Below are 13,553 nucleotides of genomic sequence, written 5' to 3'. Positions count from 1 at the left end.
GCCGGATCAAAGCACCTCGGAAGCGAAGTCCGCCAGCCGCGAGCGCTCGCCGCGGGCCAGCGTCACGTGACCACTGTGAGCCCAGCCCTTGAAACGGTCCACGGCAAAGGTCAGGCCCGAACTGCCCTCGGTGAGATAGGGCGTGTCGATCTGCGCCAGGTTGCCCAGGCAGACGATCTTGGTGCCGGGGCCGGCGCGGGTGATCAGCGTCTTCATCTGCTTGGGTGTCAGGTTCTGGGCCTCGTCGATGATGACGAACTTGTTCAGGAAGGTGCGCCCGCGCATGAAGTTCAGACTCTTGATCTTGATCTTGCTGCGCACCAGGTCGTTGGTGGCCGCGCGGCCCCACTCGCCGGCGGACGAACCGCCCTTGGCCAGCACTTCGAGGTTGTCGTCCAGTGCGCCCATCCAGGGGCCCATCTTTTCTTCCTCGGTGCCGGGCAGGAAGCCGATGTCCTCGCCGACCGGCACGGTCACGCGGGTCACGATGATCTCGCTGTAGCGGCGGTCATCGAAGACCTGGGCCAGTGCGGCGGCCAGCGTCATCAGCGTCTTGCCGGTGCCGGCCGTGCCGGTCAGCGTGATGAAGTCGCACTCTGGGTCCATCAGCAGGTTCAGTGCGAAGTTCTGCTCGCGGTTGCGCGAGGTGACGCCCCAGACGGCGTGCTTCTGGTTGCCGTAGTCCTTCAGCGTGCGCAGCACGGCCGTCTTGCCGGTGATCTCGGTGACCTTGGCGTACAGCGGCGTGGCGCCGGGCGCCTCCAGGTAGACCAGCTCGTTGATCAGCAGCGTGGGTACCAGCGGCCCGCTGATGCGGTAGTAGGTCGTGCCGCCCTGCTGCCAGCTCTCCATGGTCTTGCCGTGCCGCTCCCAGAAGTCCGCGGGCAGGGCCTGGACGCCGGTGTAGAGCAGGTCGGAGTCTTCCAGCGTCTTGTCGTTGCGGTAGTCTTCCGCCGGCAGGCCCAGCGCACGGGCCTTGATGCGCATGTTGATGTCCTTGGACACCAGCACCACTTCGCGACCCGGGTGGCGGCCCTTCAGCGCCTGCACGACGCCCAGGATCTGGTTGTCTGCCTTGCCCTGGGGCAGGCCCTGGGGCAGCGGCGTGTCGATCAGCTCGGTCTGGAAGAAGAGCTTGCCCTCGGCCTCGCGGTGGCCCGTGCCGGCCAGCGGCAGTCCCTTGGCCATCTCCTCGATGCCGCTGGTCTTCAGGCTGGCGGCGAGCTGGTCCAGCTCGCGGCTGACCTGGCGCACGTTGCGGGCGACCTCGGTCATGCCCTTCTTGTGTCCGTCCAGCTCCTCGAGCGTGATCATGGGCAGGAAGACGTCGTGCTCCTCGAAGCGGAACAGCGACATCGGGTCGTGCATCAGCACGTTCGTGTCGAGCACGAAGAGCTTGGGCGTCTCAGCCGGCTTGCGCGTGCGTTTGGGGGCGGCAGCCTTGGCAGGTGCCTTGGTCGCGGCTTTTGCGGGCAGGCCGGGCCTGGCGGCTGCGGGGGCGCTTGCAGGGGTGGGGAGGCGCAGCACTTCGGCTGTCTGGGCCGCGACCGGGGCGGTGGCGGGAGCTGCGGCCGGCGCCACGCTGGGCGGGACGGCGCGGGGTTTGCTGGGAGTCAGGTTGGCCGAGTAGGCGGTGGCTTCGAGGCGGCTGGCGCGTTGTGCAGGAGGCTTGGGCAGTGGCATGTACGGCTAGGCAGCAGGGGGTGGGCCCCACGACATCCGTCGCCCAGAAAGCAAAAAGCCGCGCAGGATGAGCGCGGCTTTTGAAGTCTGAGACAAGGATTCGACCCGGGGCATGGGCTAATTATGCACATGCCGGCGGGCGCCGCCGCGTCAGGGAAGAACCCGATGAATCGGACTCAGGCAGCTTCCTTCTTCAGCCCCTTGACAGCCTTGAGCACCTCGTCGACGTGCCCGGCGACCTTGATGCCACGCCATTCGCCGACCAGGATGCCCGTCGGGCTGATCAGGAAGGTCGAGCGCTCGATGCCCTTGACCTTCTTGCCGTACATGATCTTGTTCTTGACCACGCCGAACATGTGGCAGAGCTTTTCCTCGGTGTCGGCGATCAGCTCGAAGGGCAGCTCCAGGGCCTGCTTGAACTTCTCGTGCGAGACCATGTTGTCGCGCGAGACGCCCAGCACGACTGCGCCGGCCTTCACGAAGTCCTTGTGGCGGTCGCGGAATTGCATCGCCTCGGTGGTACAACCCGGTGTGTTGTCTTTCGGATAGAAATACAGCACGACCGATTTGCCCATGAAGGCGTTGGCAGTGAACTTCACGCCGCCGGTGGCTTGAGCCTCAATTTCCGGCAGGGGTTTGTTGAGCGCAGGCGTCATTGGGGGGTGCGGCAAGTTGGGCTCACGGGGTCCCCGGTTCGTGAGTGCTGCTGTGAAGCATTTCACGCGGGCGCCCGCAAGCAATAGCCGGTGATTATAAAGCCTCGCCCCGACCTCCCGGTCGGATCCGGTCATCCCTCGATCAGCAATGCTGCCAGAACGTTGCGGCCTTCACTGGCCAGCACGTTGTAGGTGCGGCAGGCGGCGGCGTTGTCCATGACCTCGAAGCCGATGCGTGCCTCGACCAGCCCGCGCCACAGTGCAGGGCTCGGAAAACGCAGCCGGGCGCCGCTGCCGAAGACGACCAGCTCCGGGTGCAGTGCCTTGATCGCTTCGAAATGCGCAGGCTCAAGTTCCTCGAAGTGCGAAGGCGCCCAGGCTGCGACATCGCCCTTCCAGGGCACGAGGACGCTGGCCGTGTGCGGCCGGCCGTTGACCCAGACGCCCTGGGCGTCATGGCGGGAGATGCTGTTGCCGCCTTGCGGCTCGTCGAGCTGGAACTTCATGGAAACAGGGCAGAAAGCCGGGCGCGAGTGTCCCTCAGAACGAAGAGCTGCGTGCCTGGGGCTTGCTTAAACTCCAAGATCCCCTATTTGCCCCAACTTGCACTGCAGCAATCGCTGCGCCGGAGCCCCCTTTGAAGCCCATCGCCAAGTCCAGCAAGCTCGCCAGCGTCAGCTACGACATCCGTGGCCCGGTGCTGGACAAGGCCCGCCAGATGGAGGAAGAGGGCCAGAAGATCATCAAGCTGAACATCGGCAACACGGCGGTGTTCGGCCTGACGCCCCCGGACGAGATCGTGCAGGACATGATCCGCAATCTCGGCGACGCCGGCGGCTATACCGACAGCAAGGGCCTGTTCGCGCCACGCAAGGCGGTGGTGCACTACACGCAGGAGAAGGGCATCAAGGGTGTCACGGTGGACGACGTCTACCTCGGCAACGGTGCCTCCGAGCTGATCCAGATGGCCATCAACGCCCTGGTCAACGACGGCGACGAGATTCTCATCCCCAGCCCCGACTTCCCGCTCTACACGGCGGTCGTCGGCCTCTCCGGCGGCCGTCCCGTGCACTACCTGTGCGACGAGGGCGCCGGCTGGCTGCCCGACCTGGCCGACATCGAGGCCAAGATCACGCCGCGCACCCGCGGCATCATGGTCTGCAACCCCAACAACCCGACCGGCGCGCTCTACCCGACGGACCTGCTGCTGGGCATCATCGAGCTGGCTCGCAAGCACCAGCTCGTCGTCTTCGCCGACGAGATCTACGACAAGACGCTGTACGACGGCAACGTCCACACCAGCATGGGGTCCCTGGCCGACGACGTGCTCTTCATTACCTTCAATGGCTTGTCCAAGAACTACCGCAGCTGCGGCTACCGCGCCGGCTGGATGATCGTCAGCGGCGAGAAGCGCCATGCCCGCGACTACATCGAGGGCCTGAACATGCTGGCCTCGCTGCGGTTGTGCTCCAACACGCCGGGCCAGCTGGCCATCCAGACGGCCCTGGGCGGCTACCAGAGCATCAAGGACCTCGTCGCGCCCACCGGGCGGCTGTGCCATCAGCGCGACCTGGCCTACGAACTGCTGACGCAGATCCCGGGCGTCAGCGTCGTCAAGCCGAAGGCGGCGCTCTACATGTTCCCGCGCCTGGACCCCAAGATCTACCCCATCGCCGACGACCAGCAGTTCGCCTACGAGCTGCTGGCCGAGGAGAAGGTGCTCATCGTCCAGGGCACCGGCTTCAACTGGCCCGAGCACGACCATTTCCGTCTCGTCTTCCTGCCCAACGTGGACGACCTGCGCGAAGCCATCGGCCGCATCGAACGTTTCCTGGCCGGTTACCGCCGGCGCCACTCTTCCTGATCCCTGTTCCCGAGAGCCCTGCAATGAAAGCCATCCAAGTCGGCCTGATCGGCCTCGGCACCGTCGGTGCCGGCACCTTCCACGTCTTGCAGCGCAACCAGGCCGAGATTCGCGGCCGTGCCGGCCGGGGCATCGAGATCGCGATGGTGGCCGCCCGCAACGCCGAGCGCGCCAAGGCCTACCAGGCCATCGTGGGTGACGGCGTGCCCTGCGTCGGCGACGCCCAGCAGCTCGTCAACAACCCGGCCATCGACATCGTCGTCGAGCTGATCGGCGGCATCGAGCCTGCGCGCACGCTGGTGCTGCAGGCCATTGCCAACGGCAAGCATGTCGTCACCGCCAACAAGGCCCTGCTGGCGCTGCATGGCAGCGAGATCTTCGCGGCGGCGCGCGAGAAGGGCGTCACCGTGGCCTTCGAAGCGGCCGTGGCCGGCGGCATCCCCATCATCAAGGCGCTGCGCGAAGGTCTGACGGCCAACCGCATCGAGTGGATCGCCGGCATCATCAACGGCACCACCAACTTCATCCTGTCGGAGATGCGCGGCAAGGGCCTGGACTTCGGCGTCGTGCTCAAGGAGGCCCAGCGACTGGGCTATGCCGAGAGCGACCCGACCTTCGACATCGAAGGCGTCGATGCCGCCCACAAGCTGACGCTGATGAGCGCCATTGCTTTCGGCGTGCCGGTGCAGTTCGACAAGGCCCATGTCGAGGGCATCTCCAGCCTGCAGGCCACCGACATCAAGTACGCCGAGCAGCTTGGCTACCGCATCAAGCTGCTGGGCATCACGCGCCGTCGCGACAACGGCATCGAGCTGCGCGTGCACCCCACGCTGATTCCGTCGACCCGGCTGATCGCCAACGTCGAGGGCGCGATGAACGCCGTCGTCGTGCAGGCCGACGCCGTGGGCACGACGCTTTACTACGGCAAGGGCGCCGGCGCCGAACCCACTGCCTCGGCCGTAGTTGCCGACCTGGTGGACGTGACCCGCCTGGCCACTGCCGACCCCGACCACCGCGTGCCCCACCTGGCCTTCCAGCCCGATGCGATGAGCGACACGCCCATCCTCGACATGGCCGCGGTGCATACCGCCTTCTACCTGCGCCTCGTCGTGGCCGACCAGCCGGGCGTGCTGTCGCGCATCACCACCATCCTGGCCGAGCACGACATCTCCATCGACGCCGTGCTGCAGCGCGAATCCGCCGAGGGCGAGCGCCAGACCGACCTCATCATCCTGACGCACGACACCGTCGAGGGCCGCATGAACGAGGCCCTGGCCAAGATGCAGGGCCTGCCCACGGTCCTCGCGCCCATCGTCCGCATCCGCAAGGAAGAACTCGCGTGAAGTACATCTCCACCCGCGGCGACCAGACCGAGCGCGGCTTCTCCGACATCCTGCTCGAAGGCCTGGCGCCCGATGGCGGCCTCTACCTGCCCAAGACCTATCCCAAGGTCGACGACGCCACGCTCACGCGCTGGCGCGGCCTGGCCTACGCCGACCTGGCCTTCGAGATCCTGTCGCTTTACATCGACGACATTCCCGCCGACGACCTGCGCGCCATCACGCGCAAGATCTACACGGCCGAGGTTTTCGGCACGGAGCAAATCACGCCGCTGACCTGGCTGGGCGAGCACATCGCGCTGCAAGGTCTGTCCAACGGCCCGACCCTGGCCTTCAAGGACATGGCCATGCAGCTGCTGGGCGCGCTGTTCGAGTACGAACTCGGCCGCCGCAGCGAGACGCTGAACATCTTGGGCGCCACCTCGGGCGACACCGGCAGCGCCGCCGAGTACGCCATGCGCGGCAAGAAGGGCGTCTCGGTCTTCATGCTCAGCCCCAACGGCCGCATGAGCCCCTTCCAGCAGGCCCAGATGTTCAGCCTGCAGGACGCCAACATCCACAACATCGCCATCGACGGCGTGTTCGACGACTGCCAGGACATTGTCAAGGCCGTGTCCAACGACCTCGCCTTCAAGCGCGAGCACCGCATCGGCACGGTCAACTCCATCAACTGGGCGCGGCTGCTGGCCCAGGTCGTCTACTACTTCGCCGGCTACTTCCAGGCCACCAAGAGCAACGCCGAGAAGGTCAGCTTCACGGTGCCGTCCGGCAACTTCGGCAACGTCTGCGCCGGGCATGTGGCGCGCCAGATGGGCCTGCCGATTGCCAAGCTGGTGGTGGCCACCAACGAGAACGACGTGCTCGACGAGTTCTTCCGCACCGGCGCCTACCGTCCGCGCGGCACGGCCGACACGCACGAGACGTCCAGTCCCTCCATGGACATCTCCAAGGCCAGCAACTTCGAGCGCTTCGTCTTCGACCTGCTGGGCCGTGACGGCGCCCGCGTGAAGCAGTGCTTCACCGCGCCGTCCTTCGAGCTGACGGCCGGCGAGCATGCCGAGATCGCCGGCTTCGGCTTCGTCTCCGGCCGCAGCACGCATGCCGACCGCGTGGCCACCATCCGCAGCTGCCATGCCGAGCACGGCGTCGTCATCGACCCGCACACGGCCGACGGCCTCAAGGTGGCGCTGGAGAAGCGCGACCCCAACGTCACCATGCTGGTGCTGGAGACGGCCCTGCCGGCCAAGTTCGCCGCCACCATCGTCGAAGCGCTGGGCACCGAGCCGCCGCGGCCGGCGAACCTGGAAGGCATCGAGCAACTCCCCAAGCGTGTGAAGGTCATGCCGGCCGATGTGGGCCAGGTGAAGGCCTACATTCACGCCCATGTCTGAAGCACCGAAAACAAAACCTGCACTGACCCCGCTGGACGACGCGCTGGCCACGCTGCTGGCGCAGATCCAGCCTCTCGCCGAGCGCGAGATCCTGCCCACCACGGCCGCTCGCGGCCGGGTGCTGGCGGCGGACCTCATCTCGCCCGTGGACGTGCCGCCGGCCGACAACTCGGCCATGGACGGCTACGCGCTGCGCGCCGAGGACGTCGGCGCCGCGTTGCCGGTCAAGCAGCGCATCCCGGCCGGCAGCGTGCCCCAGCCGCTGGCCGCCGGCGAAGCCGCGCGCATCTTCACCGGCGCCCAGGTTCCACCGGGTGCAGACACGGTGGTGATGCAGGAACACACCGAAATCGCCGATGGCTGCGTGCGTGTGAGCCAGCCCGTCACGCCCGGCCAGCATGTGCGGCTGCGCGGTGAAGACCTGCGCACGGGCTCGGTGGTGCTGCCCGCCGGCACGCGGCTGGATGCCGTGGCCCTGGGCCTCGCGGCCACGGCCGGTGCGGCCGAGCTGACCGTGACGCGCCGCCCGCGCGTGGCCCTGTTCTCCACCGGCGACGAACTCGTCATGCCCGGCCAGCCACTGCCGCCGGGCGCCATCTACAACTCCAACCGTTTCACGCTGCGGGCGCTGCTCGAAGGCCTGGGCTGCGAGGTCATCGACCTCGGCATCGTGCCCGACAAGCTGGAGGCCACCCGTGCCGCGCTGCGCGAGGCGGCGGCTAGGGCCGACGTCATCCTGACCTCTGGCGGCGTGTCGGTGGGCGAGGAAGACCATCTGCGCCCCGCCGTGCAGGCCGAGGGCCGGCTGGACCTGTGGGCCATCGCCATCAAGCCGGGCAAGCCGTTCGCGTATGGCCACGTGGGGGCTGCCCACTTCATCGGCCTGCCCGGCAATCCGGTGTCCAGCCTCGTGACCTTCCTGGTGCTGGTGCGGCCCTTCCTGCTCAAGCTGCAGGGCGCGGCACGCCTGGCCCCGCGCGGCTACCGCATCGCCGCCGGTTTCGACTGGCCGAAGCCCGACAAGCGCCGCGAGTTCCTGCGCGTGCGCCTGGACGAGGAACACGGGCTGGCGATGTTCGGCAACCAGAGCAGCGGCGTGCTGACCTCGGCCTTCTGGGCCGACGGCCTGCTCGACAACCCGGCCGGCCAGGCCTTCGCCAAGGGCGAGCCGGTGCGCTTCATCCCCTTCTCGGAGTTGCTCGCATGACGACGATCACCGTCAAGCTGCGCTTCTTCGCCTCGCTGCGCGAGAAGCTGGGCGAGGGCGAGGCGCTCCCGCTGCCGGCAGGCAGCACGGTCGGCGCGGCGCGCGAAGCGCTGCAGGCGCGCGGTGGCGTGCATGCCGAGGCCCTGGCCCGTGGCCGCGCCGTGCGCGCGGCGCTGAACCAGAAGATGGTGCCCGAGTCCGCCGTGCTGGCCGACGGCGACGAGCTCGCCTTCTTCCCGCCCGTGACCGGCGGATGAACGGCCTGCACCTGACCGCCGACTTGCGCGGCGTGAACCCGGCGCTGGCGTTGATGACGAACACCACGCGGCTCACCGCCGCCTGCCAGGCAGCGGTGCAAACGGCGGGGCTGACCGGTGTGGCCGAGCTAATGCACCGCTTCGGCCCGGCCGACGGACAGAGCGGCATCACCGGCGTCGTGCTGCTGGCCGAGTCCCACCTGGCCGTGCACACCTGGCCCGAGCTGGGCGCGGTGACGCTGGACGTCTATGTCTGCAACTACGGCGGCGACAACAGCGACAAGGCCAGGACCTTGCTCGACGCGCTGATCCGCGTCTTCGAGCCCACCGAAGTCAGCCGCCAGCAGCTGCTCAGAGGCTGAGCCGCGCCGCGGCTTCGACGCCGGCCGTGTAGGCCTCCTCGAACACCGAATAGCCGCCCAAGTCGCTGTGCGCGAAGACGATGCGGCCGCGCTGGGCATCCAGTGCGGCCAGCTCGGTCGATCCGCGCAGGCCCGGCGCGGGGATGCTCATCGCGTGGCCGAAGCGGCAGAGGTCGATGCGGTCGAGCTTGGCGGGCAAATCGGGATGCGTCGCCGCGAGTTCGGCGCTGACGACCTGGGCCCAGTGCTGCCAGGGCCGGGACAGCAGCTCGCCGCGGCTGTTTTCGGGCAGCGCGAGATAGGCCGTCAGCAGCGGCGGCTGCGGCGTGGGGTCCAGCGACTGGTGGCGGGCGTCGACATAGCCCAGCGCCGTCGAACCGTAGCGCACGTTGTCCCAGGACGGCGGCGCGCCCGCGCGGTCCAGCAGCGGCTCGCGCAGCAGGAGATTGGCCGTCAGCCACGGCGCGTGTCTCTGCTTCAAAGAGCGCAGCGCAGCGGGCGGCGCCGCCAGCAGCCGCGCCGACACGAACAGCGGCGTGGCCATGACGACGGCCCGCGCGGCCCAGCGCTCGGGCGCGCCCGCGGCGTCGTTCCAGGCCAGCAGCTCCACGCCCTGGCGCTGCTCGGTCACGCGCAGCACCGTGCGGCCCAGGTGGATGCGCTCGCGAAGCGGCTCGGCCATGCGCGCGCTGAGCCAGCCATTGCCTTCGGGCCAGGTGAGCACCGGCTCGCGCTCGGCGGTTTCGTCGCCCGGCGCGTGGAAGCCATGGCGGCTGGCGAAATAGTGCAGGCCGGCCCAGGCCGAGACGGTGTCGGCCCCCGCGCCGAAGTCGTCGCGGCAGCAGTAGTCGAGGTACCAGCGCAGGCGGCTGTTGTTCAAACCCTCGCGGTCCAGCAAGGCAGCAAAGGTCTGGGCATCCAGCGCCTCATGGCCTGGGGTCCATTGCGCACGGCGGCTGGGCATCGCAAAGCCCATCTCGCGCTGCGCCTGGGTGACGAGGGTCGAGAAGCGGCGGTACTGGACCAGCGCGGCTGCGCCGTCCGGCGGCGGCAGCAGGCCCTCGTGCCATTCCCCGTCGATGAAGAGGCGCTCCTGCGGGCTGTGGCAGAGCTGACGCTCGTCCCACTCGGTGCGGCCGAGGTGGGAGCGGGCGAGGCCCAGTTCGTGCAGCAGCTCGCTGACCTCGTGCGCCTGCTCGCCGGGCAAGGGCAGATAGTGGGCGCCCAGCGGGCAGGGCGAGCCGGCCAGGCGGTGGCCGCGGGAGTTGCCGCCGGCCTGGTCTTCGAGGTCGAGCAGGGCGACGTCGTCCACGCCGCGCCTGGCCAGCGCCCGCGCGCAGGCCAGGCCGGCAATGCCGGCGCCGACGATGACGACGCCGGCCTTCCTTGCCGGCCCGCCGGCCATCGGCAGCTCGCCGCGCAGCCGATGGCCGCGCTCGGGATGCATGCCGACCCAGCCGCCCTGCAGCGCCGGTGCGCCGGGCGTGCAACCCGCCGTCGCCAGGCCGGCCAGCAGCAGCTCGCGCCGCTTCAATGCACCCGTCCCCATTCCGCCTCGAACTCCTGCACCAGCACCTGGTTGGACAGCCGATTGACCTCGGTTGGCACGCGAGCCATGTCGGGCGGGAAGTCCAGCAGGGCGGGCAGGCTGGCGGCGCTGACGAAGCGGAGGCCGCCGGGGAACCGGGTGGGCATGCGGAACGGTCGCCGCGACGCCAGCACAAAGCCCCATTCGCCGAAGCTAGGCACATGGGCGTGGTAGGGCGTGGCGGTGAGGCCAGCGGCCTCGATGGTGGTGACGACGGTCCAGAAGCTGCGCCGCGCGATCAGCGGCGAGGTGGTCTGCACGACGGCGTAGCCGGAGGCGCTGAGATGCTGGTCGACCAGCTCGTAGAAACTAGCCGTGTAGAGCTTGCCGAGCGCGAAGTTGGAGGGGTCGGGGAAGTCGATGACGATAACGTCGAAGACGTCCTTCTGCTGCTCCAGCCAGCCAAAGGCGTCGGCATTGACGATGCGCAGCTTGGGTGAAGACAGCGAGTGGCCGTTCAGCGCGGCGAGCTTGGGTGTGTCGCGGAACAGCGTCGTCATCAGCGGATCCAGCTCAACGAGCGTGACCTGCTCGACGCTCGGGTACCTGAGGATCTCGCGCACGGCCATGCCGTCGCCACCGCCCAGCACCAGCACGCGCTTCGGGGCGCCGTGCGCGGCCATCGCGGGCTGCACCAGGGCCTCGTGATAGCGGTACTCGTCCTTGGAATGGAACTGCAGATTGCCGCTCAGGAACAGCCGCGTGCCGGCCTGGCCGTCAGTGACGACGATGCGCTGGTAGGCGCTGCTCTGCTTGAAGACGATGTGCTCGCCGTAGAAGCGATCCTCCGCCCAGGTCGTCAGCTGCTCGGCGCCGGCCATGGCCGCCAGCAGCAGCCCGGCCGACAGCGCGCAGGCGGCGGTGTGGGCGTTGCGGCCGCGCAGATCGGCGCGGAACAGCCACAGCGCCCATGCGGCGACGGCCACGTTCAGCAGCCCGAAGGCGACGCCGGTGCGCACCAGGCCCAGGTGGGGCACCAGCACGAGCGGGAAGGCCAGGGCTACGAGCAGGGCGCCGAGGTAGTCGAAGGTCAGCACCTGGGAGACCAGGTCCTTCAAGCCGTAGCGAGCGCTGAAGTGGCGCTTCAGGATGCGCATGACCAGCGGGATCTCCAACCCGACCAGCGTGCCCACCAGCAGCACCAGCGCATACAACAGCACGCGAAACGGCGCCGCCTCGCCGGGCGGCAGCAGGCTGTGCACGGCGAACAGCGCCGCCGGCATCAAGCCGCCAATGACGCCCACCAGCAGCTCCACCTGCAGGAAGACGCCCACCAGCTGGCGCTCGACGAAGCGCGACAGCCACGAGCCCAGGCCCATCGCGAACAGATAGACGCCGATGACGGTGGAGAACTGCAGCACCGAGTCGCCGAGCAGATAGCTGGCCAGCGCGCCGGCCGCCAGCTCGTAGACCAGGCCGCAGGCGGCGATGACGAAGACGCTGGCGAGCAGCAGCAGCTCGGCCAGCGAGGCGCGGGCGTTGGACGGCTGCTCCGTCACGGCTTGAGCAGCACCGAGAAGGCCAGGTGCTTGCCGTCGGGGCTGGCGGCGATATTGCGGATGGCACCACCAACCTCCGGCAGATCGGCGAAGGGCTCGAAGCTGCCGCCGGGCTTGCCGTCCCAGCGCAGCAGCAGCGTGCCGTGCGCCATCAGCATCGAGCCGTCGGGCAGGCTCACGAAATACTGGCTGCGGTTGGGGTCCCTCTCGCCTTCGGGGCCGACCGGGGTCTCGACCCGCACCAGCGGCGCGGCATCGCCGTCACCGAATGCGCAGATGCGCCAGTGCGCCGGGTCGGTCTGGTCCACGAACAGGGCGCGTCTGCCGTCGGGCGTGCGGCCCAGCGACCGGCCGGGCTTGTCGGTCAGCGGCGTGGCTTTGCCGGTGGCGCGGTTGAACAGCACGGCCTTGTGGGCGTTGCGCTCCGCCACGTCGTCGACGATGAAGAGGGCCAGGCGCTGCTCGTCGACCCATGCGTGGTAGCCGACGCGCATCACCGGCACGACCGGGCCGACTTCCCTGCCATCCCAGCCGAATCGCCACAGCGACGGCTGTTTGCTCTCGATGCCGTAGGCCGGGTCGGCGTCCACGACGCGGATGGCCGAGAAGCCGCTGCCATCCGGCAGCGGCGTGGGCGAGTAGAGGTTGTTTGGGGTGCTCGTCACCGCCGTCGTCCGGCCGCTGGCGAGGTCGTGGCGGTGGATGTTGTTGCTGCCCGAGCGGTCGGACGCGAACAGCACGGCGCCGCCGTCGCCGGTGAAGGCCGGCTGGAAGTTGGCGCCCTTGCCTGGCGTGATGTTGCGCACTTCGTCGAGCCGGCCCGCGGCCAGCTCCAGCCGCGCCAGGAACACGTTCACGTCGGGCCTGGCGTCGGCAGCCAGCGCGGGCTTTGGCAGCGCCGTGGTGGCGAGCAGGGCTTGCAGGGCGAGTCGGCGCGTCGGCATGGCAGGGGCAGGGTGTGGCGAGGCGGGCAGTCTAGGGCCCGGGGCCGGGCCGGCGCTCGACAGCGCGGCTAGAAAGACACCGGCTGGGGCAGGGCCTTGCTCCAGTAGAAGATGTCCCAGCCGGCGCGCAGGCCGCCGGTCGTGAACGGGTCGGTGGCGATCAGGGCCTCGACGGCGGCCTTGTCGGGCGCCCGCACAACCCACAACCCGCCCACGGGCGTCGCCCCGGGCGACTCGCGCAGCGAGCCGATGGCGCGCACCATCCCGGCGTTGGTCGCAGCCCACTCGAGGTGGGCCTGCAGCAACTGCCTGCGAAGCTCGCCCGCACCGGGCTTGTCGTGGAAACGGATGGCGAACAACGTCCAGTCCTCGTGGGCGTTGCCGGTCAGCGCGGCGAAGTCGTGCGGTGGTGTCGTCATCAAGCTGTGCCCATGGCCTCGTGCCAGCGCATCATGTATGCGGTGGCGCCCGCAGCGACGGGCCGCGTGCAGGCAGGGAAGGACGGCTCTACCGTCCGATGGCCGGCCTCAGCCGTGGATGGCGGCCGCGACGATGTTGCCGATGGACAGGCACATTGCGCCGACCACGATGGCCAGCGCCACGTTCTTGTGCTCGACGAGTTCTTCCCACAGTTTGTAGGGCGTGATCTTGTCGACGATGACGAAGGAGACCCAGAAGATGACGACGCCGATAACGGCGTACATCGTCGAGCCGAGGATGACTTCGGGTTTGAGCCAGTCGAGGGTCATGTTGATTGCTCCT

At 68.7% G+C, this 13,553-nt stretch carries 14 protein-coding genes; 6 read left to right on the top strand and 8 right to left on the bottom strand.

From position 1 onward, the window contains the following. Positions 1 to 6: 6 nt before the first annotated feature. The 3 genes from AC07VX_RS22250 to AC07VX_RS22240 all read right to left on the bottom strand — a co-directional run bounded on the left by AC07VX_RS22250 (position 7) and on the right by AC07VX_RS22240 (position 2,845). A complete protein-coding gene (locus AC07VX_RS22250; protein WP_493167227.1) occupies positions 7 to 1,683 on the bottom strand; it encodes a PhoH family protein in 1,677 nt (558 codons plus the stop codon). A gap of 176 nt (positions 1,684 to 1,859) precedes the next feature. Next, entirely contained in the window at positions 1,860 to 2,339 is a 480-nt protein-coding gene (locus tag AC07VX_RS22245; protein ID WP_493167226.1) for a peroxiredoxin, read from the bottom strand. A gap of 131 nt (positions 2,340 to 2,470) precedes the next feature. Further along, on the bottom strand, positions 2,471 to 2,845 hold the full coding sequence (locus AC07VX_RS22240) for an Mth938-like domain-containing protein (protein WP_493167225.1): 375 nt from the start codon (positions 2,843 to 2,845) through the stop codon (positions 2,471 to 2,473). A 131-nt stretch (positions 2,846 to 2,976) separates the two neighbouring features. Between AC07VX_RS22240 and AC07VX_RS22235 the strand changes: the two genes are divergently transcribed. From AC07VX_RS22235 to speD, 6 genes are read left to right on the top strand one after another with little or no spacing between them, the layout of a single operon-like run. After that, entirely contained in the window at positions 2,977 to 4,203 is a 1,227-nt protein-coding gene (locus AC07VX_RS22235) for a pyridoxal phosphate-dependent aminotransferase (RefSeq protein ID WP_493167224.1), read from the top strand. A gap of 23 nt (positions 4,204 to 4,226) precedes the next feature. Beyond that, positions 4,227 to 5,546, top strand: a complete 1,320-nt coding sequence (locus tag AC07VX_RS22230; protein WP_493167223.1) for a homoserine dehydrogenase — start codon at positions 4,227 to 4,229, stop codon at positions 5,544 to 5,546. Beyond that, a complete protein-coding gene (gene thrC, locus AC07VX_RS22225) occupies positions 5,543 to 6,934 on the top strand; it encodes a threonine synthase (protein WP_493167222.1) in 1,392 nt (463 codons plus the stop codon). Before AC07VX_RS22230 ends, thrC begins: the two co-directional genes overlap by 4 nt. After that, a complete protein-coding gene (locus AC07VX_RS22220) occupies positions 6,927 to 8,141 on the top strand; it encodes a molybdopterin molybdotransferase MoeA (protein ID WP_493167221.1) in 1,215 nt (404 codons plus the stop codon). The genes thrC and AC07VX_RS22220 overlap by 8 nt, the downstream gene beginning before the upstream one ends. Next, on the top strand, positions 8,138 to 8,398 hold the full coding sequence (gene moaD, locus AC07VX_RS22215) for a molybdopterin converting factor subunit 1 (RefSeq protein WP_493167220.1): 261 nt from the start codon (positions 8,138 to 8,140) through the stop codon (positions 8,396 to 8,398). The genes AC07VX_RS22220 and moaD overlap by 4 nt, the downstream gene beginning before the upstream one ends. Continuing rightward, the gene (gene speD, locus AC07VX_RS22210; protein ID WP_493167219.1) at positions 8,395 to 8,760 is read left to right on the top strand and encodes an adenosylmethionine decarboxylase; all 366 of its coding nucleotides are present in this window, start codon (positions 8,395 to 8,397) and stop codon (positions 8,758 to 8,760) included. Before moaD ends, speD begins: the two co-directional genes overlap by 4 nt. On the opposite strand, the gene AC07VX_RS22205 is transcribed toward speD, so the two are convergent. The 5 genes from AC07VX_RS22205 to AC07VX_RS22185 form a co-directional block, all read right to left on the bottom strand. Beyond that, positions 8,750 to 10,309 (bottom strand): flavin monoamine oxidase family protein, encoded by a 1,560-nt coding sequence (locus AC07VX_RS22205; RefSeq protein ID WP_493167218.1) that lies wholly within the window; start codon positions 10,307 to 10,309, stop codon positions 8,750 to 8,752. The genes speD and AC07VX_RS22205 overlap by 11 nt on opposite strands. Beyond that, on the bottom strand, positions 10,291 to 11,847 hold the full coding sequence (locus AC07VX_RS22200) for a polyamine aminopropyltransferase (protein WP_493167217.1): 1,557 nt from the start codon (positions 11,845 to 11,847) through the stop codon (positions 10,291 to 10,293). Before AC07VX_RS22200 ends, AC07VX_RS22205 begins: the two co-directional genes overlap by 19 nt. Next, positions 11,844 to 12,791: a TolB family protein gene (locus AC07VX_RS22195; RefSeq protein WP_493167216.1), complete on the bottom strand. Its 948-nt coding sequence runs from the start codon at positions 12,789 to 12,791 to the stop codon at positions 11,844 to 11,846. The genes AC07VX_RS22200 and AC07VX_RS22195 overlap by 4 nt, the downstream gene beginning before the upstream one ends. A 68-nt stretch (positions 12,792 to 12,859) precedes the next feature. Then, a complete protein-coding gene (locus AC07VX_RS22190; RefSeq protein WP_493167215.1) occupies positions 12,860 to 13,210 on the bottom strand; it encodes a YciI family protein in 351 nt (116 codons plus the stop codon). Positions 13,211 to 13,318: 108 nt separating this feature from the next. Next, positions 13,319 to 13,540 (bottom strand): DUF350 domain-containing protein, encoded by a 222-nt coding sequence (locus tag AC07VX_RS22185; protein ID WP_493167214.1) that lies wholly within the window; start codon positions 13,538 to 13,540, stop codon positions 13,319 to 13,321. Between the last annotated feature and the right edge of the window lie 13 nt (positions 13,541 to 13,553).

It is taken from the genome of Roseateles sp. GW821-FHT03B02 (assembly GCF_059421025.1).
Note: the sequence above shows the minus strand (reverse complement) of the source record. Positions and strands in the feature narration are given on the sequence as shown.